Source organism: Planomonospora sp. ID91781, assembly GCF_015711595.1.
GTDB lineage: Bacteria > Actinomycetota > Actinomycetes > Streptosporangiales > Streptosporangiaceae > Planomonospora > Planomonospora parontospora.
Window position 1 is genome coordinate 3,550,302 of sequence record NZ_JABTEY010000001.1, and the last position, 23,772, is coordinate 3,574,073.

Below are 23,772 nucleotides of genomic sequence, written 5' to 3' on the forward strand. Positions count from 1 at the left end.
CAGGGTGGTGTCATGCGCTTGCGCAATGCGCGTCTGCGGACCAAGGTCACGGCACTGCTGCTGTCGCTCGCGGCCCTCTGGGCGTTCACCGCGTGGGTCACCGTCCGTGACGGTCTGAACATGCTGGGCGTGGCGACGCTGAACTCCGGCGTGGCCGAGCCGAGCGAGCGGCTCGTCGTCGAGCTGCAGACCGAGCGCCGGCTCTCGACGCTCGCGCTGGGAGACCCGGGCGGCGGCCCCCAGCGGCGTGAGGCGCTGAAGATCCAGCGCGGCCGCACGGACGCGGCCGCGGCCGCCCTGCGCGAGCTCTCCTCCGCCACGGGGGTGGAGCTGGCGGCGAGCGAGGAGCTGTGGCGGAGGCTCGGCGTGGTCTCCGACCGGGTGGACGGGCTGGCGGTCCTCCGCAAGACGGTCGACGAAGGCCGGATCGACCGGACCCGCGCCGCCGCGGCGTTCGGTGAGATCGTCGAAGCGGTCTACTCCGCCTACGACTCGATGGCCACGCTGGACGACGAGGCGCTCGCCCGGGACACCCGCACGCTCATCGGGCTGAGCCGGGCCGTGGAGCTGGTCTCGCAGGAGGACGCCCTGGCCTCCGGCGCCCTGGTGGCGGGCGGGTTCACCGAGGAGGAGCGGCTGCTGTTCGCGCGGACCGTCGGGGCGCAGCGCTTCCTCACCGCCCAGGCGGTGGCGGAACTGCCCCCGGCCGACCGCGAGGCCTACCGCAGACTGGCCGCGACGGACGACTTCACCAGGCTGCGCACGATCGAGGACCTCCTGTCCCGGAGCCGGCAGGCGGAGCGCAGCGGACAGGTCGACCTCGCGCAGTGGAGCGCCGCCGCGCAGACCGTGCGGTCGAAGACCTGGGAGACCGTGGTGAAGGCCGGCGACGGCCTGGTCGAGCGCGCCACCCCGGTCGCCGCCGGCGTCGTCGTGCGGCTCGCGCTCGCCGGCGGTCTGGGGCTCATCGCCGTCATCGCCTCGGTGGTCCTGTCCATCACCACGGCCCGCGCCCTGATCCAGCAGCTCGAGAAGCTGCGGGTCGCCGCCTGGGAGCTGGCCGACAAGCGGCTGCCCGGCGTGGTGGACCGGATCGGCCACGGCGAGGAGGTGGACATCGCGGCCGAGGCCCCGCCGCTGCAGTTCGGCGACGACCAGATCGGGCAGGTCGGCCAGGCGTTCAACGCCGTCCAGCGGACCGCGATCAAGGTCGCGGTCGAGCAGGCCCAGCTCCGCCGCGACATCGCCGACATCCTGCGCAACCTCGCCCGCCGGACCCAGGGCCTCGTGCACCGCCAGCTGACCGTCCTCGACACCATGGAACGGCGCGAGCAGGACCCGCAGGAACTGCGCGACCTGTTCCGGCTGGACCACCTGGCGACCCGCATGCGCCGCTACGCGGAGAACCTCCTCGTCCTGGCCGGGGCCGCCCCCGGCCGCGCCTGGCGGGACCCGGTGCCCATGCTCGACGTGGTGCGCGGAGCGCTGGCGGAGATCGAGGACTACACCCGGGTCGACGTGCTCCCCATGGGGGAGGCGTCGCTGGACGGGCGGGCCGTCGGCGACGTCATCCACCTCGTGGCCGAGCTGGTCGAGAACGCGGCCTCCTTCTCCCCGCCCTACACGACGGTGAAGGTAGTCGGGCACAGCGTGGCCCACGGCTACGCCATCGAGATCGAGGACCGGGGCCTGGGCATGAGCGAGGAGGACATCGCCTCCGCCAACGAGCGGATCGCCAACCCGCCCGAGCTCAAGCTGGCGGGCAACGCCCGGCTGGGCCTGTACGTCGTCAGCAGGCTCGCCGAACGGCACGGCGTCCGGGTGACGTTCAAGGCCTCGCCGTACGGCGGCACCACCGTCGTGGTGCTGATCCCGCAGGGACTCGTCGTCCAGGGCGCGGGGTCCGAGGACTCCGGCGGCGTGAGCGTCCCGGCGGCCCGTGCCGGGGCCGTCCCGGCGACCCGGGCGGAGGCCTTCCCCCGTGCCGGGACCGCGGGCCCGGCCGGCGCAGCCGTCGCCGTGGCGCCCGTGCGGGAGACCGGCCCGCCGGAGAGCGCGACCTCCCCCGGGCCGGCGGGAGCACGGGGAGAGCCGAGCGCCTCCCGGGAGGACCCCGGGGCGGACGCGGTCGCAGCCGGACGGGCGGGGACCGAGGGGAAGGCGCCGGCCTCCGGGCGGGCGGAGGCCGAAGCGGGCGCGCCGGTCTCCGGGCGGACGAAGGGCGGCGCGGGCGCCGCGGTCTCCGGCTCCTCCTCGCCCTCGATCCTGCCGCCGCCCGACACCAGCCACACCCCGGGCGGCCTGCCGCGCCGGGTCCCCCAGACCCACCTCGCCGTGCCGCTGCGCGAGGACGACCCGCTCCCGGAGCCGGAGCGGCCCGCGGAGGACGGCGAGCGTTCCCCCGAGGAGATCCGGGCCGCCTTCTCCTCCTTCCAGGCGGGGACGCGCCGGGGCCGGTCCGACGCCGCGCAGCTGCTCGCCGGGGACGGGGGACCCGCGGACGGAGACCGACCGTCCGGGTGAACCCGGCGACGACCGTGATCCACGCGTGCCCGCGGGTGCCGGAGCCCGAACGGCGAAGAGAGGACGACAAGTGGTGCAGGGAACAGGATCCGTCACCGACCTGGCCTGGTTGCTGGACGACCTGGTCACACGCGTGGCCGAAGCGGAGAACGGCATCGTCTTCTCCACCGACGGCCTGCTCATGGCCGCCTCGGCGGGGCTGAGCCCGGCCGACGCCGAGCACCTGGCCGCGGTGGGATCGGCGATCCAGAGCCTGGGCAGGGGGGTCAGCGACCGGGTCGGCGGCGGAGCGGTGCGCCAGACCATCATCGAGATGCGCTCGGCCTACCTCGTCGTCTCCGCGGCCGGGCAGGGCGCCTGCCTGGCGGTGCTCTGCACGCACGAGGCCGACGTCGGCCTGGTCGCCTACGAGATGGCCATGCTCGTCACCCGCGTCGGCCAGTACCTCACCTCTCCCGCCCGGACTGCGGGCGCCCCGGCCAAGGGCGACGCCGCCGGATGAGTCCCCACGACGAGCACCCCGACGTCCAGTGGGTCGACGACGAGGCGGGCCCGATCGTCCGGCCGTACGTCCTGACCCGGGGCCGGACCGAACCCGCCCGCGGCCGGTTCGACCTCATCACGCTGGCGGTGACCCTCCGGCCCGTCACGCCGGGGGAGACGGAACTCGGGCCGGAGTGCCTGGCCATCGCGCGGCTCTGCGCCCAGCCGCAGTCGGTGGCGGAGATCGCCGCGCACGTCGACCTGCCGGCGGGCACCGTCCGCGTACTGCTCAGCGACCTGCTCGACCAGGGCTACATCACCCTGCAGGAACCCCAGACGGAGACGGACATGAACGACGAGAGCCTGTATCAGGCGGTGCTGGATGGACTCCGTGCGCTCTAGCCGCGACGCCGGGCAGGCCGTGCTGCCCAGGGCGATCAAGATCCTGGTCGCGGGCGGGTTCGGCGCGGGCAAGACCACCCTGGTCGGCGCCGTCTCCGAGATCGAGCCGCTGCGCACCGAGGAGACGCTGACCGACCGCGGGGTCGGGATCGACGACCTGTCCGGCGTGGAGGGCAAGGGCACCACGACCGTCGCGATGGACTTCGGCCGCATCACCATCGGCGACGCCTACCGGCTCTACCTGTTCGGCACCCCCGGGCAGGAGCGGTTCTGGTTCCTCTGGGACGAGCTGGCGCTCGGCGCGATGGGCGCGGTCGTGCTGGCCGACACGCGCAGGCTGGCCGACTGCTTCCCGTCGCTGGACTACTTCGAGCGGCGGGACACGCCCTTCATCGTCGCGGTGAACTGCTTCGACGGCGCCCGCCGCTACGACCTGGACGAGGTGCGGCTCGGGCTGACCCTCCCCGAGGACGTCCCGATCGTGCTCGGGGACGCGCGCAGGCGGCAGTCGGGCAAGGAGATCCTGATCACCCTGGTGGAGCATGCGATGAAGGTCCGCCTCGGCCGTGCCCCGGCTGCGGATCCGGGAGGACCGGCGACCACCCGGTAGGGAAACGCGTCCACCCGGGCGGGGACGGATCAGCTCCCGGCGCCTCCGCTCGGTACCCTGGCCCGCGTGAGGTTTCGAACAGGGACGGCCCTGACGCTGATCGCGCTGGTCGCGCTGCCGGTCGCCGGCTGCGCGGCGGGCTCCGCCGTCAGCGACCACGGGAAGGTGACCGCGGGGCGGATCGGCACGACCGTCCAGGTCGAGGTCGCCCCCGGCCAGCGCTTCTCCCTCGCGGTGGACGAGAACGCCTCCGTCGGGGACAGCTGGCGGATGGAGGCGCTGCCCGACGTGGCCGTGGCCTCGTTCATCAGCGACGAGTACGAGCACGAGGGCGAGCCCGGCACCACCGGCGGGGGCGGCACCCGCTACTTCGTCTTCAACGCCAAGCGACCCGGCACGACCGCCGTCACCCTCTCCAACTGCTGGCGCTGCGCGGTGGACCGGGTACCGGCCGACGAGCAGAGCCGCCGCCTCTCCGGCGAGGCGACCTTCCGGATCACCGTGCGCTGAGGCGTGCCAGTCTGGGAGGCATGAACCGACTGGCTGAGATCGACCTGTCCCGGAGACTGCACAAGAAGGAGGCGTCCGAGCGGCTCGACGCCGCGCTGCACCGCCTGCTGAGACTGCGCCTCATGCTCGGCGGGCAGATCGGCGACAAGCGCATCGGCCCGCCGCTCTGCGTCGTCTTCGAGGGCTGGGACGCCTCCGGCAAGGGCGGTGCGATCAAGCGGCTGGTCCGCCCGCTCGACCCGCGGCACGTGCGGGTCGCCCAGTTCGCCGCCCCGACCTACGACGAGAAGCGCCACCACTTCCTGTGGCGGTTCTGGCCCGTCCTGCCGGGCTGGGGCGGCATGGCGGTGCTCGACCGGTCCTGGTACGGGCGGGTGCTGGTGGAGCGGGTCGAGGGCTTCGCCACCGAGGAGCAGTGGCGGCGGGCCTACGGCGAGATCGTGGAGTTCGAGCGGACCCTCGCCGCCGAGGGCATGATCCTCGTCAAGTTCTGGATGCACGTCTCGGAGGAGGAGCAGCTCCGGCGCTTCCAGGACCGGGCCGACGACCCGCTGCGCGCCTGGAAGCTCACCGCCGAGGACTGGCGCAACCGGGAGAAGCGCCCGCAGTACGAGATCGCGGTTGAGGAGATGCTGGAGCGCACCGACCACCCGGACGGCCCCTGGCACATCGTGCCCGGTGACGACAAGCGCCTGGCCCGGGTCACGGTGGTGGAGACGGTGTGCGCGGCGGTCGAGGCCGAGCTGTCGGCCCGCGGCTACGACCTGAGCGACCCGGCCCCCGGCTCGACCGACCAGGACTGACCGGGCGGAACGCGCGGTTGACGATGATTTTTCCTGCCGCGACCAGGGGGGAGGGGCAGTCCGGGGAAGGTGGCGGATGAGGCCGGGTTGCTCGCGGAACGAGCGGGTAGGGCAGCCGGTCCACGCCTACGGCCACCGAACGAGGAGAGGCGAATGACCTTCAATCCGTTGCAGGAGCGGGGAATCCCGCTGGACCGGCAGCTGCGCAACTGGCGTGAGCTGAACGTCGACCCGATCGACCCCGACCACTCCGATCCCTACACCCGGTGCCGCATCATCGCGATGAACGGCATCGAGGTCGAGGCGGTCATGTTCAGCCACCAGTTCGCCAGGCACTGCCCGGATCCGCTGGTCAAGCAGCAGCTGGCCGAGGTCCGCTACATCGAGGCCCAGCAGCAGAAGGTCGTCAACTGGCTGCTGCCGGGACTGGCCTCGGTGCTGGAGACCACGCTGGCCTACGAGCAGGTCGCGGTGGACCTGACCGCGTGGGTCGCGCGGATGGAACCGGACCCCTACCTCAAGCAGGCCTACCAGTTCGGTGTGCTGGAGGACTTCGACCACCTGTACCGCTACGCCAACCTGTTCGAGATGATCGAGCACCGCAGGGCGGAGAAGATCGTCGACGGGCTGACCGAGGTCATGCCCGGCCGCCCGACCTACCTGCACCACCGCCATCCGATCGACAACGTGCGCGCGCCGTACGACAGGAGCGTCACCGAGCCGATCTCGAAGCTGCACGCCCTGACGATCATGGCGGCCGAGCAGCAGACCATGAACTTCTACATGAACGTCGGCCCGACCTACATGGAGCCGATCGCCCGCCAGCTCTACCAGGAGATCGGGCTCATCGAGGAGGAGCACGTCACCCACTACGAGTCCCTGGTGGACCCGGGGGAGACGTGGTGGGAGATGCTGCTCAACCACGAGTACAACGAGTGCTACCTGTACCACTCGTTCATGGAGACCGAGTCCGACCCGAAGGTGAAGGCGGTCTGGGAGCTCCACCTCAACATGGAGCTGGAGCACCTGCGCATCGCCGCCGAGCTGTTCAAGCGGCACGACGGCCGCGACCCCGAGGCGGTCGTGGCCCCGTACCTGCCGGCCCCGGTGACCTTCGAGCCGAACAAGGAGTACGTGCGCGAGCTGCTGGCCACGCAGATCGACTACACCACGATCGGCACCGGCTACGTGCAGGAGATGCACGAGCGGTTCGAGAAGCTGCAGGCGTCCATCCACGGCGGGGAGAAGCCGCCGAGCGAGCTCGTCATCGACGAGAACCGCGCCAAGTCCGGCCGGGAGTACCGCCACCAGACGGAGGGCGAGCACCCGGTCGCCAGCCTCCGCGGCATCAGGTAGGCGCCGGTCGCGGGCGCCCGCCCGGCGCCCCGCACACCGTACGGCCCGCACCCCTTCCGAGTGGGTGCGGGCCGTACGGTGTGCGGGGCGGGCTCAGCCGTCCTTGCCCATCGCGTTGCGGATGGCGTCGCGGACCCGGTCCATCATCGCCACCGGGGTGCCGATCAGCAGGTTCTTGGTCGCCGACTCGACACCGGGGTGGGGGTGGGTGGGGGCCATCGCCTCGGCGGCCTTCAGCCCGGCGGCCATCGCCCGGCGCTCGGTCGGGCTGGTGCGGGCGCGCAGCTGGGTGAACTCGTAGCGCTCCTCGCTCCTGGCGTGGGCGAGCACGGAGGCCCGCAGCACGGCCAGGTTCGTCATGAACCGGGAGTCCTCGGGGCCCGCCTTGTCCATCTCCATCAGGAGCTTCTTGGCCTCGTGCTCCTCGGCCAGGCGGTCGTCCACCACCGCGTCCCCGCCCTCCAGCTTGCGGCGGGCGTAGGGGTGCACGATCTCCTCCTCGGCCGTCTCGTGCACGGCCAGCATCCGGACCAGCCGCTGGAACGCCTCGCCCCGTTCGGCGCCGGACGCCTTCTCGACCTCGTCGAACATGTCCCTGATCAGCGCGTGCTGCCGGATCAGCAGGTCGACGACGTCGTTCTCTTCCATCAGTTCGGGCACCGTCCGGTGCTCTGTCATGTCGTTCTCCCTTCGTGTACCGGTGGCCTACCCGTGTCCGCGGGCCGAAACCAGGCCGCCGCCGCGCCCCTGCCCGGGGGCGTTTGCCCCGCGATGGGCGGGGCAACGGCCACGCATGGGAGAAGACGTGGAAGCGGGTGCGGGGCGCGACCGGGCGCAGGGGACGGGCACACCGTGGGCGGCGCGCTGCCACGGGGCGTTCAACGTTGCGTCGGGGGTGTGGCCGCTGGTCCACCTGCCGAGTTTCGAGAAGGTCTTCGGCCCGAAGGAGGACGACTGGCTGGTCCGTACGGTGGCCGGGCTGCTGGTCGGGGTGGGCTGGTCCCAGTTGCGGGGCGCGGGCACCCCGGAGGGCCGTGAGCACGCCCGGCGGGTGGGGATCGCCACGGCGGCGACCCTCCTGGCGATCGACCTGGTCTACGTGCCCAGGGGGCGCATCCGGGCCACCTACCTGCTCGACGCGGCGGCGGAGGCCGCGTGGATCCTGCTGTGGTCGCGCCGCCGCGCGGGCCGGAGGAGCGCCGCCCGGAGGCCCGCCGGGCGGCGATGAGCGCGGTGCGGGCGGCCGGGTGACGGCCGGGCAGGGAAACAGGCGCGAAAGCGAACATCTGCGTGGGAGTAGAAGCGGAAGCGGCGGAGGACGGTCGGTCCCGTCCTCCGCCGCGTCGCTCCCGGCACGTCAGCTCTTGAAAGCGTCCTTGATCTTCTTGCCGGCGTCCTTCACCTTCTCGCCCGCCTGCTTGAGGTTGCCCTCGGCCTGGTCGGCCCGGCCCTCGGCGCGCAGTTCCTCGTCGCCGGTGGCGTATCCCACGTTCTCCTTGGCCCGGCCCTTGAGCTCCTCGGCCTTGTTGGAGATCTTGTCATCGGTGCCCATGATCGTCCCTCCGTAGGTGCGTTCTCCGACGAGGAGAGCCCCTATCCCCGCAGCGGCGGAGCAAACGCGGCCGCGGCGGCGAGCGGCGGCGAGCGGCGGCGAGCGGCGGTGCGGGGCGATGCCGGGTGACCGCTTCACCGCACCTCATTTCGTGAAAGACGTTTTCGGCGGGAATTGTCCGGAGCGAATGAAAGAGGTGCGCGTGGGATATGGGGATGGTCGGCGGAATCGGCTGCCTGTTCATGTGCCCGTCATTCGGGAGGGTGGGGACGATGCGGTTGCGGGAGCGGCTCGGCAGGATGGACCGGCGGCTGTTCGCCGCCGTGGCGGGCGCGCGGCTCCCCGGCCTCGAACGCGTGGTTCCGGCCCTGTCCCGCGCGGCGGACAACTCCCTGCTCTGGGCCGGCATCGCCGGGACGCTGGCGGTCAGCGGCAGGCGGCCGCTGCGCCGGGCGGCGACCCGGGGCCTGCTCGCGGTCAGCCTCGCCAGCCCGCTGGTCAACCTGGTGGGCAAGCAGGCCTTCCGCCGGAACCGGCCGTCCCCGGACGGGCTCCCGCTCTCGCGGCTGGTCCGGATGCCGCTGTCCGCGTCGTTCCCCTCCGGCCACTCGGCCTCGGCCGCCGCGTTCGCCGCCGCCGTGGCCATGGAGGCGCCCCGGGCCGTCGCCGTCCCGGTGGGGCTGCTGGCCGCCGGGGTCTGCTTCTCCCGGGTCTACACCGGCGTGCACTATCCGGGAGACGTGCTGGCCGGGGCGGCCGTCGGGGTGGCGGCGGGGGTGCTCACCCTGCGGCTGTGGCCGGAGGCGGCCGAGGCGGGACGGGCCCGCGCCGCCGTCACCGCGCCGCCCGTCCGGCTCGACCCGGAGGGGGAGGGGCTGGTCGCCGTGGTGGACGAGGGGGCCGGCCGGGGCGCGGGGGAGGAGGGCGGGGAGGCCGCGTTCGCCGGGGCGGAGGCCGGGACGAGGACGGCGGACGCGCTGCGCGCCGCGCTCCCGCGCGCCGAGGTCTACGAGCCCGGCCCCGGGGACGACCTCGGGCAGGTGGTGGACGAGGCCGCCTCCCGCGCCAAGGTGCTCGCGGTGGCCGGGGGCGACGGCGTGGTGAGCCGGGTCGCCGGGCAGGCGCTGCGGACCGCCGTCCCGCTGCTGGTCGTGCCCTCGGGGCCGCCCGGTGACTTCGCCCGCGCGCTCGGGCTGCTGACCGTGGACGACGCCGTAGACGCCTACCGCTCCGGCGACCTGGTGACCGTCGACGTCGGGGAGGCCGCCGGACGGCCCTTCGTCGGCTCGGCGAGCATGGGCATCTACCCGGAGGTGCTGGCCCGCAGGCAGCGGCGGCAGGGCCGGATCGGCAAGTGGCCCGCGCTGCTGTGGGCGATGGCCGAGGTGCTCGGACCGGGTGGCGCGCGCCCCGCCGACCTCGTCGTGGACGGCGTGCCGCGCCGGGTCTGGCTGGTCTTCGTGGGCAACTGCCGCCACCAGGTGCGCGGGGCGGCGCCCACGCGGCGCGAGCGGCTGGAGGACGGCCTGCTGGACGTGCGGATCCTGACCGCGGCCCGTCGGCTGCCGCGGGCGCGGGCCTTCCTCAGCGTCCTGACCGGCAGGTTCCGGCTGTCGCGCCACTACCAGCAGTGGCAGGCCGACACGCTCCGGGTGTCCTCCCCCTCGGGTGAGGTACGGCTCGCGTGCGACGGCGAGGTGTTCACCGTCTCCGGCGAGGTGGAGTTCGCCAAGCGACCCCGCTCGCTCCTGGTGTTCCGGCCCCTCGGCTGAGCGGTGCGGGGCCGCCCGGGCGGCCCCGCACCGGTGTCCGTACCGCCTCGGGCCGCCGTCCGCGCGGCCTCGGGCCCCGGTGCCGGTACGGCCTCGGGCGGCCGTCCGGGCGGAAAAAGAGTTGACGCCTCCGATTTCCGCGACGTAGCGTCGATGACGTCCTGTCGCCGTCATCTGGGGAGTCCGGTGGAGTTCTGAGGTTCGGACACCGCGCTGTGAGAGCCGCTCTGCGGCCCGGCGCGCAGCCGACCTCAGTGGAGCCTCCCCGCCTCCGGCGGCGTTTTCCTGTGGGCTCTTCCCCGTCTAGGCGTGCGCGCCCGCGGTGTCTCCCGTGTCCCCGAAGCCACGACACATCCCCGGGAGCCGCCCATGTCATCCTCCATCTCGTCCTCCATCGTCTGCGACCGCCTCTCGTTCGCCTGGCCGGACGGCACCGTCGTGCTGGACGGCCTCGACGCCGCCTTCCCGGCGGGCCGTACCGGCCTGATCGGCGTCAACGGGTCGGGCAAGTCCACCCTGCTCAAACTCGTCGCGGGTGAGCTCGCCCCGCTCTCCGGATCGGTCACCGTCAGCGGGGAGACCGGCCACCTGCCGCAGAACCTCACCCTGGCGGCCGGCCGTACCGTCTCCGACCTGCTCGGCATCACGGACCGGCGGAACGCGCTGCTGGCCGTCGAGCGCGGCGAGGTCGCCGAGCACGAACTGGCGGAGTACTTCGCGGTGATCGGCGACGACTGGGACGTCGAGGAGCGCGCCCGCGCCGAACTCGGCCGGCTCGGCCTCGGCCACGTCGGCCTCGACCGGACGGTCGCGACCCTGTCCGGCGGCGAGACCGTCATGGCGGGCCTGGCCGCGCTGCTGCTGCGCCGTCCCGAGGTGCTGCTGCTGGACGAGCCGACCAACAACCTCGACCTGGACGCCCGGCACCGCCTGTACGCCGCGGTGGAGGCGTGGACCGGCGTGCTGGTGGTGGTCAGCCACGACCGGGCCCTGCTGGAGCTGGTGGACACCGTGGCCGACCTGTCCGGCGGCGCGGTCCGGATGTACGGCGGGAACCTGGCGGCCTACGAGGAGATGCTCGCCGCCGAGCGGGAGACCGCCGAGCGGATGGTCCGCGCGGCCGGGGCCGACGTGCGGCGGCAGCAGCGCGAGTGGGAGGAGGCGCAGGTGAAGCTGGCCCGCCGGGTGCGCTACGGCAACACGATGTACGAACGCAAGCGCGAACCGAAGATCATCATGCAGGCGAGGAAGCGCGAGGCGCAGGTCTCGGCGGGCAAGCACCGCAACCTGCACGCCGGCAAGCTCGCCGAGGCCCGTGACCGGCTCGGCGAGGCCGAGTCTGCGGTCCGCGACGACCCCGAGATCCGGATCGGGCTGCCGGAGACGGCCGTGCCCGCGGGCAAGACCGTGCTGACCGTGACCGGCCTGCGGACCGCGAGCGGGACCGCGGTGGACGAGCTCGTCGTGCGCGGGCCGGAACGCGTCGCGCTGACCGGCCCCAACGGGTCGGGCAAGACCACGCTCCTGCGCACGATCGCCGGGGAGCTGGAACCGGTGGAGGGAGCCGTCGCAGTGGGCGTGCCCGGCGTGCGGTACCTGCCGCAGCGGCTCGACCTGCTGGACGACGGGCTCAGCGTGCTGGACAACGTCCGCCGGTTCGCGCCGTCGGCCACGGTCAACGAGGTCCGGGCCGGGCTGGCACGCTTCCTGCTCCGGGGCGAGCGGGCCGACCGGCCCGCCGCGACGCTCTCCGGGGGCGAGCGGTTCCGCGCCGTGCTCGCGGCGCTGCTCTCCGCCGAACCGCCGCCGCGGCTCCTGCTGCTGGACGAGCCGACCAACAACCTCGACCTGGCGAGCGTCCGGCAGCTCACGCAGGCGCTCGGGGCCTACCGGGGGGCGCTGGTCGTGGCCAGCCACGACCAGGCGTTCCTGGAGGCCGTCGGGATCACCCGCCGGCTGGTCCTGGACCGGGCGGGCGTGCTGTCGGAGCAGCCGGCATCCCCTGCCCGTGAGGAGGTTTGACGTGGGCTGATCAACCGGGCGATAGTGGGGCAGATGAGTCCCCTGGCTGCCCCCCGCACGCGCTCCCGCGCCGCGCTCACCGCGGCCGCCACCGCGGTCACCGCCCTGGCCCTGGCCGCCTGCACCTCCACCACCGGCGTCCGGCCCGTCGCAGGGCAGGCCACCGCGAGCGGAGTGGTCGGGTCGCCCGGTGCCCCGGGCGGCACCTCGCCCGGCGGCCCCGTCGCGAGCACCGCGCCCTCCCCGTCCGCCCTGACCGCGGAGGCCTACCGGGCCGAGCTGCAGCAGGCGCGCGGCCCGGTCCGGGACGCGCTCAGGAAGGTGGCCGACACCGGCGGGCTGAAGAACCTCGACAAGCGGATCGGCCAGGCCGCCACGGCGGTGAGCGAGGCGGCCTCCCGGCTGGAGACGCTGGCGGCCCCGCCCGAGCTGGCCGTCCAGCACGCCACCTACCTCGACGCGCTGCGCGCGTTCGGCGCGGCCCTCGACGGGGCGCGCCCGGACGTGCTGGCGCAGGAGACGTGCACCGGCCCCGCGGTGCTGACGAAGCTGGACCGCGCCGGGGACCTGGCCGACATGAAGGAGGCCGCCGCGGCGCTGACCGGCTACCCGGCCGACGTCGTCTCGGTGAAGGCCGCCGGGCAGAAGACCCGCCGCCTGTCCAACGGAAAGATCATCCAGTCCGAGAGCCGTACCGGGCGGGGCTCGATGAAGGTGCACAACGGCGGGTCGCGCGACGCCGTCGTCGTGGTGATGCGCGGCAAGAAGAAGGCCTTCAGCCTCTACGTGCGCAAGAAGGCCAAGGCCACGGTGCCGGGCGTGCGCGACGGCAGCTACCGCGTCTTCTACACCACCGGCACCGACTGGGACTCCGGAGCCAAGGCGTTCACCCGCTCGTGCGGGTTCACCGAGTTCGGCAAGAGCGTGAAGTTCCGGACCACCCGCTCCGGCGGGTACATCCGCTGGAACAACTGGACGCTCACCCTGCACGCCGTCAAGGGCGGCACCGTCCGCTCCAAGCCGGTGGACCCGGACAAGTTCCCGAACTGACCGCCGTGCCTCCGGTGACCGCTCCGGCCGGGCCCGGCCGGAGCGGCGCGCGACCCCGCCGGTGCGACCCGCCCGTACGCGGGGACGCCCGTACGCGAAGACCGCGACCTCTCCGAGGCCGCGGTCTCGTGTCATCCCCCCTGAGCCGATCGGGACCCGATCAGGTGGAGAAGAGCATGCCCACCCAGCTGCGCTGGCGGTGGTGGCCGTAGTGGCCGCCGTAGTGCGGGGCCGGGGCTCCCCAGCCCGGGGCGCCGTGGGCCGGCGGCGGGGGCGGCGGGGCGGGGGCGGCGTGCTGCTGGGACCACTGACTCTCCATGCGGGTCAGCGTCTCGAGCTCGCCGTAGTCCAGGAAGATCCCGCGACAACCGTCGCACTGGTCGATGTGGACACCATTGCGCTCGTACGTGCGCATGTTGCCGCGACACTTCGGACACTGCATGTGGTCGATCTCCTTGCCTTGGCATCGGGTCGTCGTAACAACAACCTACTGCGTGTCAGCACTATGGCAGGCGCTCCGGAACCGGACAATCCTCTGGCAGGAGTCGATCAGCACCTGCTCCACCTCGTCCAACTCCCGCCCCTCCCGCCCGGCCGCCGCCACCGCCGCCGCCGCGAGCTGCACGGTCAGCGCCTGGGCCGGGAGGTCCAGCCGCTCCCACGGGTCGCCGCCGGCCCCCACGGCGCACCCGCCCGCGGCGCGGTAGGCCGCCAGGAAGCGGTGCCACACCTCCGGCTCCAGCAGCCCGGCCGCGAACCAGGCCGCGGGCCGGGCCAGGTCCCAGGCCGGATCGCCGACCCCCAGGTCGTCGGCGTCGATCAGGATCCACTCGCCCCGGACGCGGACCATCTGCCCCAGGTGCCAGTCGCCGTGCGCCAGCGAGCACGGCCCGGCCGGGCGCTCCCCGGCGGCGTACGGGAGGACGGGACCGGGCTGCGGCCCCGTCGGCCCCGTCGGCCCGGCCGGTGCGGGCAGTCCGGGCAGCGAGTCGAAGGCGCGGCGCACGACGCGCTCGGCCGCGGAGGCGGCGGGACCGGAGGCCAGACGGGCGACGGTCCTCCCGACCCGCGCGGGCCCGCCCGCGGGCGGCAGCGGCGGCAGCGCCCCGGCCGGTACGGCGTGCAACCCGGCCAGCAGCCGCGCCCCCGCCTCCCAGGGAGCCGCGTCCGGGTCCTCGGGATCCACCGGCGTACCGGCCGGCCAGACGGTGACCAGCCGGTCCCCGGCGGACATGACCTCACCCGTCACCGGCTCCAGGAGGATCCCGCGCAGCTCGGGACCGGCGACGGCCCGCATCCGCGCCGCCAGCGGCTCCCGTCCGGCGCCGGGGGCGTGCGCCTTGACCACCACGGACCCGGCCCGCACGATCACCACGTCCGGGCGGGTGGGCAGCACCACGGGGGGCGCGTCGCCGTACCGGAGGCCGATCCGGCCCAGCTCGTCGATCAGTTCGCCGCTCGCCCGCAGAGTCTCGTCCACCCCGCAAGTCTCGCCCATCCGGGAGGTCCCGCTCGCCCGGGAGGTCCGCCCCTTCCCGCGGCGCGGCGCAGCGCCGCGCCGGGCGCGTGGGCCGCAGGCGGGCGCGTAAGGTGCTCGGCATGAGGATCGGATTCGCGGTGCCGGTGTCCGGGTCGTGGGCGACGCCCGCCAACATGGTCCGCGTCGCCCGGCGGGCCGAGGAGCTCGGCTACCACGAGCTGTGGACCTTCCAGCGGCTGCTCTACCCGCAGGGCCACCCGATGGGCCCGGTCTACCGCAGCGTGCACGACCCGGTGGTCACGCTGGCCTACCTGGCGGGTGCGACGAGCCGCGTCCGGCTGGGCGTGGCGGTGCTGAACATGCCGTTCTTCTCGCCCGCGCTGCTGGCCAAGCAGCTCGCGAGCCTGCAGGCGGTCTCCGGCGGCCGGCTGGACGCCGGGCTGGGGCTGGGCTGGCTGCCGGAGGAGTTCGCCGCGTCCGGGACGCCGTTCGAGCGCAGGGGCGCACGCGGGGAGGAGTTCGTCGGCCTGCTGCGCAGGCTCTGGTCGGAGGAGACCGTGGCGCACGACGGCGGGTTCTACCGGCTGCCGCCGGTGCACCAGGACCCCCGGCCCGGCACGCCGCCGCCGATCCTGCTCGGCGGGAGCGCGGAGGTGGCGCTGCGGCGCGCGGGACGGCTCGCGGACGGCTGGATCAGCTCCAGCCGGGAGGACCTGACCCGCATCGACGAGAAGATCGCCGTCGTCGGGGAGGCGGCCCGCGCCGCCGGACGCGATCCGGGGGCGCTGCGCTTCGTCACCCGGGGCGTCACCCGGATCCGGCCCGCCGGGGCCGCGGACCGCGCGCCGCTGAGCGGGTCGTTCGAGGAGATCCGCAAGGACGTGGCGGACCTGGCGGCCCGGGGCGTCACCGACGTCTTCCACGACCTGAACTTCGATCCGGAGATCGGCTCGCCGGACGCCGACCCGGAGGAGTCGATGCGCCGGGCCGAGGCCGCGCTGGAGGCCCTCGCCCCCTGACGGCGCGGTGCGCCGGTCACCGTGGACCTGTCATCCTGGTTGTCTCCAGACAGGACCGAATACAGGACCGAAAAGCGGGGGATATCCGATCATGGCGGACGTGCGCAAGCCGATCGAGTGCTGGCTGTCGGACATGGACGGGGTGCTCGTCCACGAGGGTCACCCGGTGCCGGGGGCCGACGAGTTCATCCGCCGCCTGCGTGAGACGGGCCGCCGGTTCATGGTGCTCACCAACAACTCCATCTACACCCCGCGCGACCTGGCCGTACGGCTGCGCGCGGCGGGCCTGGAGATCCCGGCCGAGTCCATCTGGACCTCGGCGCTGGCCACCGCCCAGTTCCTCGCCGACCAGCGGCCCGGCGGCTCCGCCTACGTGGTCGGCGAGGCGGGGCTCACCACCGCCCTGCACGAGATCGGCTACGTCCTGACCGACCTCGACCCGGACTACGTGGTCCTGGGCGAGACCCGCACCTACAGCTTCACCCAGATAACGCGGGCGATCCGGCTGATCGAGGGCGGGGCCCGCTTCATCGCCACCAACCCCGACCCGGTCGGCCCCTCCACCGAGGGCTCCCTGCCCGCCTGCGGCGCGGTCGCGGCGATGATCACCAAGGCGACCGGCGTCGAGCCGTACTTCGTGGGCAAGCCGAACCCGATGATGATGCGGAGCGCGCTGCGGGCCATCGACGGGCACAGCGAGACCACCGCGATGATCGGCGACCGGATGGACACCGACATCGTCTCCGGCATGGAGGCCGGGCTCCACACCATCCTGGTGCTCACCGGGGTGATGGCCCGGGAGCAGATCGACCGCTACCCGTTCCGCCCGTCCCAGTTGGTGGAGTCGGTCGCCGACCTCATCGACGCGATTGAGTGAGCTCCCGCCGTCCGCGACGGTCGCCGGGCGGGCGGGAGGCGGTTGCCGCGCCGGGGCCGCACGGGCCGGCGGAGCGGGCCGGGCGGGCGTGACCGGGGATTCCGGGCGGGCATGACCAGGGATTCCGGACGACTGGGCGGGGAAGACCAGTGAGGTGACGATCGAGCAGGCCGGGACGGGGAGCGGGACCGGGGACGGCGCCGGACCGCCCGGTGGAGCGCTGCCCGGCGGGGCGCTGCTGCAGGCGGTCTTCGCAGGACTGGGCGAGGGCCTCTACCTCACCGACCGCGACGGGCGCATCAGCGCGGTCAACCCGCGGGCCGCCGAGCTGCTGGGCCGCCCGGCGGAGACGATGCTGGGGGCGGACGCACACGATCTGCTGCACCGGGCCGCCGACGGCTCGGTGATCCCCCGCTCGGCGTGCAGCCTCTGGCCGGTGCTGGAGCGAGGCCTGGCCGTCCGGGGCGGGTGCGCCCGCTTCCTGTGCGGCACCGGGCACCTGCTGCCGGTGTCCTGGTCGGTCTCGCCGGTCCTGCGGGACGGCCGGATCCGCGCCGCGGCGGTGCTCTTCACCGACGCCACCGAGCACCTGGAGGCCGCCGGGCGCCGGGCCGACCAGCTGGCGGCGCTGGAACGGCTCGCCGACCGGCTGGCGGCGGCCACCGAGGCCGGCGCGATGCTGGCCCGGACGCCGGAGGCGGACGAGGCGCTGCGCCGGCTGGGCCGGCTGATCGTGCCGCGGCTGGCCGAATGGGCGGCGGTGGACCTGCGCACCGGTTCCGAGGAGGTCCGCCGGGTCGCGGTCGTCCCGCCCGAGGGCTACTCCGGAGATCCCGCCTGGGAGGGGCCGCTGCCGCCGGTCACCGAGTCCTCCGGCGCGCCGCTGGCCCGCGTGCTGCGCGGCGGTGAGGCCCTGCTGCTCGGCCCCGACGACATCGCCGCCTGCGACGACGAGCCGCTGGCGGACGCCCACCGCGAGCTGGTCTCCGCCTTCGGCGCCACGTCGGTGATCATCGCGCCGCTGCGCACCGCCCGGCGGATCCTGGGCGCGCTGACCGTGGCGCGCACCGACCCGGCCCGTCCCTTCGACGCCGCCGAGCTGGCGCTGGTCGAGGACCTCGGCCGGCGTGCCGGGCTGGCGGTGGACGGCGTCCGCCTGTCCGAGCGGCGGCGCGAGGTCGCCGAGACCATGCAGCGCCAGCTGCTGCCCCCGCTGCCGCAAGCGGGCCGGCTGGGCCTGGCGGCCCGCTACCGGCCGGCGCCGGAGGGTTCGGCGGCCGGAGGCGACTGGTACGACGTGCTGACGCTGGCCGACGGCGCGACCGCGCTGGTCGTCGGCGACGTGGCCGGCCACGACGTGCAGGCCGCCGCGCGGATGGCCCAGCTGAGCAACATGCTGCGGTCCATCGCCTGGGACCGGGTGGAGCCTCCCAGCCTCATCGTGGACCGCCTGGAGAACGCGGTGCTCGCCGTCGGCGACCCCGCGCTGGCCACCCTGGTCCTGGCCCGGATCGAAGGCCCGGAGGAAGGCCCCTGGCAGCTGCACTGGGCCAGCGCCGGCCACCCGCCGCCCCTGCTGGTCACCGAGGACGGCCGCGCCCGCTATCTGGAGTCGGCGCAGAACGTGCTGGTCGGGGTCGAGTGGCACGACGTCGGCGACCGCCACGACGCGATCGAGCCGCTGCCGGCGCGCAGCACCGTGCTGCTGTACACCAACGGCCTCGTCCACGCGCCGGGGACCGGCCTGGACACCGGCCTGGACCGGCTGCGCCGCCGCGCCGCGGCGCTGGCCCGCCGCTCGGTGGAGGGCTTCTGCGACGAGCTGCTGGAGGGCGCGCCGCCCGGCGGCGTCGACGACATCGCCCTGCTCGCCCTGCGGGTGCCAGGTCCCGGTGACGACTCATGACCGTCCCGTACGGCGGAGCAGTCCGCGCCGGGCACCGGTCCGGGGCCACGGCCCCGGCCGGTCCGGAGGACGCGGGCGGGGCGGGGCCGTGATGACGGAGGCACGGGACCCCGGCGAGGGCGCGGAGCGCCTCCGGGAGTCGGACCGCGAGCGGCTGGGCGCTTCCCGCAGCATCACGGATGACCAGGGGCCGGGCGGGCGGCGGGAGGGCGCCCCCCCGCTGCCTCCCCCGGTCCTCGTGGAGCCGGACTTCTCCGCCCTCGCCACCTCGGCCGCCCTGGCCTGCGAGACCCCGATCGCGCTGGTCAGCGTGATCGGGGCCGGCGACCGGCGGCTCACCGGCCGCACCGGCGCCGGCGCGGAGGCCCTGAACGAGCAGGCGCTGTCCTTCTTCCCCTGCACCATCCAGGGCCGCGAGCTGCTGGAGGTCCCCGACGCCCGCGACGACCCGCGCTTCCGGGACGATCCCGCGGTGACCGGGGAGCCGGGGGTGCGCTTCTACGCGGGTGTGCCGATGATCGGCCGGTCGGGGAACGTCCTGGGCGTGTTCTGCGTGATGGACCGCCGACCCCGCCGCCTCTCCGACGAGCGGCACCGGATCCTGCGCAGCCTGGCGGCCAGTGCCACCTCGCTGCTGAAGACGTACCGCTACGCCCGCCAGTCCGACCAGATCATCCACGGCCTGCAGGAGGTGCAGGACCTCAAGGACCAGTTCCTGCGCACCGTCAACCACGAGCTGCGCACCCCGCTGACCTCGATCCGCGGCTACCTGCAGCTGGTGCGGGAGGGCGGGCTGGACGAGGCCACCGAGCACCGCTTCCTGCAGGTGATCGAGCGCAACAGCGAGCACATCCTGGGACTGATCGACGAGCTGCTGCTGATGTCCAGCCTCAACGCCCGCACCGCCGTCTTCACCCCCGAACGCGTCGACCTGGTCGCCGTCGTCCGCCGCGCGGTCGGCGACGCCGCCGCCGAGGCCGAGAGCCGGGGCCACACCCTGCGGCTGGAGGCCCCGCCCTCGATGACGGCCTGGGCCGACGCCCGGCGGCTCCAGCACGCGCTGGACCACCTGCTGGAGAACGCGATCAAGTACACCCCGGACGGCGGCACGATCGAGGTCACCGTGACCGCCGACCCCGCGCGCCGCATCCGGATCCGCGACACCGGGATCGGCATCCCGCCCGGCGAGGTGGAGCGGGTCTTCGAGGACTTCTACCGGACGCAGCAGGCCGAGGAGCTGACCGGCGGCACGGGGATGGGCCTGCCCCTCGTCGACAAGATCATCCAGTTGCACGGGGGCAGCGTCCGCATCGACAGCGAGCCGGGGAAGGGCACCTCCGTGCGCGTCACGCTGCCCGTCCCGCCCTCGGACCCCGCTCCGGACTGACCGGCGGCGAGGCTCCGTCTCCGGACCGACCGGCGGCGCGGTTCCGTCTCCGGGCCGGCCGGCGGTGAGGCCCTCTCTCCGGACCGGCCGCCGGGGACCGGGCCCCGATCAGCCGGCGATCAGGTCGGGCAGCCGGGTGACGGCGCCGGTGAGATAGTCGCCCAGTTCCGGGGGGACGAGGTTGAGGGCGCCGATCTCGCCGGGGTCGAGGGGGACCCGCACCACCTCGTAGACGCCGCGGGCGGGATCGGCGAACTCCGGGCCGCAGCGCAGGGCGAGGTCCATGGAGACCAGGCGGCAGCCGTACACGTGCTGGAGCTTGACGCCCTCCTCGCGCGGGCAGCGCAGGGTGGTCAGCGGGGTGACGGCCGAGACGGTGGCGCCGAGCTCCTCCAGGAGCTCGCGGTGGAGGGTGTGCTCCAGGGAGGCGTCCTCGGGCTCGACGTGTCCGCCGGGGGCGGACCAGTACAGCTCCTTGCCGGGCACGGTGCGCCGGAACAGCACGAGCCGGTCGTCGTCGAGGAGTACGGCGCGGACACTGGGAACGGGCGGCATCTTCCGGATTCTCGCATCCGCCCCCGCGCCCGTCTCCCCCGGGGAGCCGAACGCCGGGTCAAGCCCGAGGCAAGGGGCCGGCCGAGACCGGGCCGCACCCCGGCCGGGCTCAGATGTCGCGGCGGAGCCGTTTGAGGTCGGAGCGGTGCTTCTTGGCGGCGATGCGGCGCTCGACGGCGCCCCTGCTCGGCTTGGTGGGGCGGCGCTTCTTCGGGGGCGGGGCGACGGCCTCGCGCAGGAGCTGCGCCAGGCGCATCTCGGCCGCCTCGCGGTTGCGCAGCTGGGAGCGGAACTCCGAGGCGGCGATGGTGACGACGCCGCCGGTCAGGCGGGAGGCGAGGCGCTCCAGCGCGCGGGTCTTGAGCAGCGGGGGGAGGGACTCGGTGGCGGCCAGGTCGAAGCTGAGCTCGACCCGGCTGTCGGTGGTGTTGACCCCCTGGCCGCCGGGACCCGAGGAACGCGAGAAACGCCAGTGGAGCTCGGACTCGGGAACGGAGACCGAGCCGCTGATCTGAAGCGGGCCGGGCATGGCGGACGACTCCTTCGGGCAGGGGGTGCGTGTCCAGCGTAGCGAGGGGGCACACCCGTCGATCAACCGGTTTATGCCCCGTTCGCCCCTTTCCATCGGCCGATGACCGCTCGTGCCGGTCTTGTGGCGCCCGGTTCCTTCCGCCACAGTGATGGCCGGGGCGCGAGCCGTACATGTCGGTAGGTGGGGGGCGAGGGCGCGTGGGTGCGATCGTGGGCGTGCACGGGATCGGGAAGTACCGGTACTACCGCGAGGCGGGGAACTCGGTCGCCGGGGCGGAGGCGGCGATGCGCGCCAAGTGGGACCGCTACCTGCACCGGGGGCTCACCGCCGGGGCGCCGCACGCGGGGGAGCGCTACGTCACCGAGATCGCCTACTACGCCCACCTGCTCGGTGAGCACAAGCAGGACGGCGACCCCCGTGCGGTGCGGAGCATGGCGGCGGGGGAGCAGGAGGTCCTGGTCGCCTGGGCGCGCCAGCTCGACGCGGTCGGCGAGGGGCTGACCGGCGCGCTGCACCTGATGGCGGGCTGGGTGCTGGAGCGCATGCCGGACCAGGCGGCGCGGTTCGCCGCGCTCTTCGCCCCCGAGGTGGCGGCCTACCTCGCGGCCGGCGGCGAGGCGCGGTCCGGCGCGCGGGCGGCGGTGGCCGAGGTGATCCGGCGCAACCGCCCGAAGGTGGTCATCGCACACTCCCTCGGCAGCGTGGTGGCCTACGAGACGCTCTGGGCCCACCCCGACCTGGAGGTCGAGCTGCTGATCACCCTCGGCAGCCCGCTGGGCATGCGCGACGTGGTCTTCGAGCGCCTGCTGCCGGCCCCGGTGAACGGCCGGGGCGAGCGGCCCCGCCAGGTGCGGCGGTGGGTCAACATCGCCGACCGGCACGACATCGCCGCGATCCCGCCCGCCCTGCGGTCGTGCTTCACCGGGGTCGACCGGGAGGTCCTGGTCGATCTCGACCGGCTCGACTTCCACACCGTGGAGAAGTACCTGGGCTGCGGGGCGCTGGGCGAGCATCTGAGGCCGTACCTGTCCTGACGGCGAGGACGCGGGCGCGTCCCGGTGCGGACCGGCGCCCGGCGGGAGTGTTCACCTTCCGGCAGGGGGCGGGCCTCCCGCAGGTCCGGCGGCGTCCACCCCGGAGGGGAAGGCGCGCCCGGCCGTCCCGCGGCTGTTCACCCTGCCTTGACGTGCGGGTCACAGCGGGGTCAGGCGGGTCGGCTGCACTGGTGGCGTGGAGCAGAAGCCGTCACGCAGAGCGTTCCTGTCCGCCGCCGCGGGTGCCGGCGGCCTGTTGCTCGCCGGGGCCGGGCCCGCCTCGGCGACCGTCCGGTCGGCGCGGTCCGGGGCTCTGGCCCGGGACCCGTTCACCCTGGGGGTCGCCTCCGGGGACCCGTCGCCGGACGGGTTCGTGCTGTGGACCCGGCTGGCGACCGATCCGCTGAGCGGAGACGGTCACGGGGGGATGCCGGGCCGGGACGTGGACGTGCGGTGGCAGGTGGCCGCCGACGAGCGGTTCACCGAGATCGTGCGCTCGGGCACCGAGACCGCGAGCCGGAGGCGGGCGCACAGCGTCCACGTCGAGCTGGACGGGCTGGATTCCGGCCGGGAGTACTTCTACCGCTTCCGCGCCGGCGGCCACCTGTCGCCGGTCGGCCGCACCCGCACCGCACCGTCGGCGTCGGCGGCGCGGGGGACCGGGCTCACCTTCGCCGTCGCCGCCTGCGCGCACTACGAGCACGGCTACTACACGGCCTACCGCAGGCTCGCCGAGTCCGAGCCCGAGCTCGTGGTCCACCTGGGCGACTACATGTACGAGTACGGGCCGCAGGGGTACACCGCGCCGGGCGGCGGCGTCCGGGAGCACACGCCGGGCAAGTGCGAGACCCTGGCCGATTACCGGATGCGGCACGCGCAGTACAAGAGCGACCGCGACCTGCAGGCCGCGCACGCGGCCGCGCCCTGGCTGGTCGCCTTCGACGACCACGAGATCGAGAACAACTGGGCCGCCGGGGTCTCCAGCACCGGCGCCCCGGCGTTCGCACGGCGCCGCGCCGCCGCCTTCACGGCCTACTACGAGAACATGCCGCTGCGCCGCTCCAGCGTCCCCGGCGGTGCGTCGATGCGGGTGCACCGGCGGGTGGACTGGGGCCCGCTGGCCCGCTTCCACCTGCTCGACACCCGGCAGTTCCGCGACGACCAGGCGTGCGAGGACGGCGTCCGGGCCGGTTGCGACGACCGGCTCTCCCCGGAGCGCACCCTGCTCGGCGCCGACCAGCGCGACTGGCTGCTCGACGGGCTCGCCGCCTCCCGGGCCCGCTGGAACCTGATCGGCCAGCAGATCCTGATGGCCCAGCGCGACCACCGGACCGGTCCCGGCAGCGAGGTGAACCTGGACTCCTGGGACGGCTACGCCGCCGAGCGCACCCGCCTGCTGACCGGCCTGCGCGACTCCGGCGCGGCCAACCCGGTGGTGCTGACCGGTGACGCGCACATGCACCACGCCGCCGACCTCACACTCGACTTCGACGATCCGGACGCGGAGAAGGTGGCGGTGGAGCTGGTCACCTCCTCGGTCTCCAGCGACGGCGACGGCTACCGGGACGAGAGCCGGGTCTCCGAGATCGTGGCGGAGAACCCGCACATCTCCTACCTGGACCAGCGGCGCGGCTACATCCTCTGCAGGCTGACCGAGGAGGAGCTCCGGGCGGACTTCCGCGTCCTGGAGTACATCAGCCGCCGCGGGGCCCCCGCCAGGACGGGCGCCCGCTTCACCGTCCCGGCGGGGGAGCGGGGGCTCGACCCCCGCTGAGCCGGCCGGGCCGCGCGGGGGTCCGGTCCGGGCGGGACGCCGACCGCGCGGGGATCCGGTCCGGGCGGACGAGCCGGCGGTGCGACCGACCGGGCCGATCGGGTCGGGGAGAAAATTCTCATGAT

Annotated in this window: 23 protein-coding genes; 17 read left to right on the forward strand and 6 right to left on the reverse strand. The window is 74.3% G+C overall.

The genetic code is table 11. The features are described 5' to 3' along the window. Nucleotides 1-12: 12 nt before the first annotated feature. The 7 genes from HS048_RS16075 (at nucleotide 13) to HS048_RS16105 (ending at nucleotide 6,687) form a co-directional block, all read left to right on the forward strand. The gene (locus tag HS048_RS16075; protein ID WP_196467346.1) at nucleotides 13-2,523 is read left to right on the forward strand and encodes a sensor histidine kinase; all 2,511 of its coding nucleotides are present in this window, start codon (nucleotides 13-15) and stop codon (nucleotides 2,521-2,523) included. A gap of 70 nt (nucleotides 2,524-2,593) precedes the next feature. Continuing rightward, nucleotides 2,594-3,025: a roadblock/LC7 domain-containing protein gene (locus HS048_RS16080; protein WP_068893998.1), complete on the forward strand. Its 432-nt coding sequence runs from the start codon at nucleotides 2,594-2,596 to the stop codon at nucleotides 3,023-3,025. Continuing rightward, nucleotides 3,022-3,408: a DUF742 domain-containing protein gene (locus HS048_RS16085; protein WP_068893997.1), complete on the forward strand. Its 387-nt coding sequence runs from the start codon at nucleotides 3,022-3,024 to the stop codon at nucleotides 3,406-3,408. The genes HS048_RS16080 and HS048_RS16085 overlap by 4 nt, the downstream gene beginning before the upstream one ends. Continuing rightward, nucleotides 3,389-4,018 carry an ATP/GTP-binding protein gene (locus HS048_RS16090; protein WP_196467347.1) on the forward strand — a complete coding sequence of 210 codons (630 nt, stop codon included), beginning with the start codon at nucleotides 3,389-3,391 and terminating at the stop codon, nucleotides 4,016-4,018. The genes HS048_RS16085 and HS048_RS16090 overlap by 20 nt, the downstream gene beginning before the upstream one ends. Before the next feature lie 66 nt (nucleotides 4,019-4,084). Continuing rightward, the gene (locus tag HS048_RS16095; protein WP_307832500.1) at nucleotides 4,085-4,528 is read left to right on the forward strand and encodes a protease inhibitor I42 family protein; all 444 of its coding nucleotides are present in this window, start codon (nucleotides 4,085-4,087) and stop codon (nucleotides 4,526-4,528) included. Between the two features lie 20 nt (nucleotides 4,529-4,548). Then, nucleotides 4,549-5,331, forward strand: coding sequence for a polyphosphate kinase 2 family protein (locus HS048_RS16100; RefSeq protein WP_068893994.1), 783 nt, complete (start codon nucleotides 4,549-4,551; stop codon nucleotides 5,329-5,331). Nucleotides 5,332-5,484: 153 nt separating this feature from the next. Then, on the forward strand, nucleotides 5,485-6,687 hold the full coding sequence (locus HS048_RS16105) for a hypothetical protein (protein ID WP_196467348.1): 1,203 nt from the start codon (nucleotides 5,485-5,487) through the stop codon (nucleotides 6,685-6,687). A 93-nt stretch (nucleotides 6,688-6,780) separates the two neighbouring features. Here HS048_RS16105 and HS048_RS16110 read toward each other — a convergent pair whose 3' ends face one another. After that, on the reverse strand, nucleotides 6,781-7,365 hold the full coding sequence (locus HS048_RS16110; protein WP_068893992.1) for a hemerythrin domain-containing protein: 585 nt from the start codon (nucleotides 7,363-7,365) through the stop codon (nucleotides 6,781-6,783). 115 nt (nucleotides 7,366-7,480) lie between these two features. Between HS048_RS16110 and HS048_RS16115 the strand changes: the two genes are divergently transcribed. Further along, nucleotides 7,481-7,915, forward strand: coding sequence for a hypothetical protein (locus HS048_RS16115; RefSeq protein WP_068893991.1), 435 nt, complete (start codon nucleotides 7,481-7,483; stop codon nucleotides 7,913-7,915). 129 nt (nucleotides 7,916-8,044) lie between these two features. On the opposite strand, the gene HS048_RS16120 is transcribed toward HS048_RS16115, so the two are convergent. Continuing rightward, complete coding sequence (locus tag HS048_RS16120; RefSeq protein WP_068893990.1) at nucleotides 8,045-8,239, reverse strand: CsbD family protein; 195 nt, start codon at nucleotides 8,237-8,239, stop codon at nucleotides 8,045-8,047. A 272-nt stretch (nucleotides 8,240-8,511) separates the two neighbouring features. Here HS048_RS16120 and HS048_RS16125 point away from each other — a divergent pair, with 272 nt between their 5' ends. The 3 genes from HS048_RS16125 (at nucleotide 8,512) to HS048_RS16135 (ending at nucleotide 13,083) form a co-directional block, all read left to right on the forward strand. Continuing rightward, nucleotides 8,512-10,011 (forward strand): bifunctional phosphatase PAP2/diacylglycerol kinase family protein, encoded by a 1,500-nt coding sequence (locus HS048_RS16125; RefSeq protein ID WP_230880846.1) that lies wholly within the window; start codon nucleotides 8,512-8,514, stop codon nucleotides 10,009-10,011. Between the two features lie 369 nt (nucleotides 10,012-10,380). Beyond that, the gene (locus tag HS048_RS16130; RefSeq protein WP_196467349.1) at nucleotides 10,381-12,033 is read left to right on the forward strand and encodes an ABC-F family ATP-binding cassette domain-containing protein; all 1,653 of its coding nucleotides are present in this window, start codon (nucleotides 10,381-10,383) and stop codon (nucleotides 12,031-12,033) included. 33 nt (nucleotides 12,034-12,066) lie between these two features. Continuing rightward, on the forward strand, nucleotides 12,067-13,083 hold the full coding sequence (locus tag HS048_RS16135; protein ID WP_196467350.1) for a hypothetical protein: 1,017 nt from the start codon (nucleotides 12,067-12,069) through the stop codon (nucleotides 13,081-13,083). Nucleotides 13,084-13,243: 160 nt separating this feature from the next. On the opposite strand, the gene HS048_RS16140 is transcribed toward HS048_RS16135, so the two are convergent. Both HS048_RS16140 and HS048_RS16145 read right to left on the reverse strand, forming a co-directional pair. Beyond that, nucleotides 13,244-13,525 carry a zf-TFIIB domain-containing protein gene (locus HS048_RS16140; protein WP_068893987.1) on the reverse strand — a complete coding sequence of 94 codons (282 nt, stop codon included), beginning with the start codon at nucleotides 13,523-13,525 and terminating at the stop codon, nucleotides 13,244-13,246. Nucleotides 13,526-13,570: 45 nt separating this feature from the next. Next, the gene (locus tag HS048_RS16145; RefSeq protein ID WP_307832501.1) at nucleotides 13,571-14,563 is read right to left on the reverse strand and encodes a phosphotransferase; all 993 of its coding nucleotides are present in this window, start codon (nucleotides 14,561-14,563) and stop codon (nucleotides 13,571-13,573) included. A gap of 119 nt (nucleotides 14,564-14,682) precedes the next feature. Here HS048_RS16145 and HS048_RS16150 point away from each other — a divergent pair, with 119 nt between their 5' ends. The 4 genes from HS048_RS16150 (at nucleotide 14,683) to HS048_RS16165 (ending at nucleotide 19,752) form a co-directional block, all read left to right on the forward strand. Next, nucleotides 14,683-15,582, forward strand: a complete 900-nt coding sequence (locus HS048_RS16150; RefSeq protein WP_068893985.1) for a TIGR03619 family F420-dependent LLM class oxidoreductase — start codon at nucleotides 14,683-14,685, stop codon at nucleotides 15,580-15,582. 133 nt (nucleotides 15,583-15,715) lie between these two features. Next, nucleotides 15,716-16,459 (forward strand): HAD-IIA family hydrolase, encoded by a 744-nt coding sequence (locus HS048_RS16155; protein ID WP_230881652.1) that lies wholly within the window; start codon nucleotides 15,716-15,718, stop codon nucleotides 16,457-16,459. A gap of 154 nt (nucleotides 16,460-16,613) precedes the next feature. Further along, entirely contained in the window at nucleotides 16,614-18,365 is a 1,752-nt protein-coding gene (locus HS048_RS16160) for a SpoIIE family protein phosphatase (RefSeq protein ID WP_307832502.1), read from the forward strand. A 91-nt stretch (nucleotides 18,366-18,456) separates the two neighbouring features. Further along, on the forward strand, nucleotides 18,457-19,752 hold the full coding sequence (locus tag HS048_RS16165; protein ID WP_196467352.1) for a GAF domain-containing sensor histidine kinase: 1,296 nt from the start codon (nucleotides 18,457-18,459) through the stop codon (nucleotides 19,750-19,752). Nucleotides 19,753-19,860: 108 nt separating this feature from the next. Here the strand turns inward: HS048_RS16165 and HS048_RS16170 are convergent, their stop codons facing one another. After that, complete coding sequence (locus tag HS048_RS16170; protein WP_068893982.1) at nucleotides 19,861-20,307, reverse strand: NUDIX domain-containing protein; 447 nt, start codon at nucleotides 20,305-20,307, stop codon at nucleotides 19,861-19,863. 109 nt (nucleotides 20,308-20,416) lie between these two features. Next, nucleotides 20,417-20,836 carry an alternative ribosome rescue aminoacyl-tRNA hydrolase ArfB gene (gene arfB / locus HS048_RS16175; RefSeq protein WP_068893981.1) on the reverse strand — a complete coding sequence of 140 codons (420 nt, stop codon included), beginning with the start codon at nucleotides 20,834-20,836 and terminating at the stop codon, nucleotides 20,417-20,419. 200 nt (nucleotides 20,837-21,036) lie between these two features. Here arfB and HS048_RS16180 point away from each other — a divergent pair, with 200 nt between their 5' ends. Continuing rightward, complete coding sequence (locus HS048_RS16180; RefSeq protein ID WP_196467353.1) at nucleotides 21,037-21,873, forward strand: hypothetical protein; 837 nt, start codon at nucleotides 21,037-21,039, stop codon at nucleotides 21,871-21,873. A gap of 196 nt (nucleotides 21,874-22,069) precedes the next feature. Further along, nucleotides 22,070-23,647, forward strand: a complete 1,578-nt coding sequence (locus tag HS048_RS16185; protein ID WP_196467354.1) for an alkaline phosphatase — start codon at nucleotides 22,070-22,072, stop codon at nucleotides 23,645-23,647. Nucleotides 23,648-23,772 lie beyond the last annotated feature (125 nt).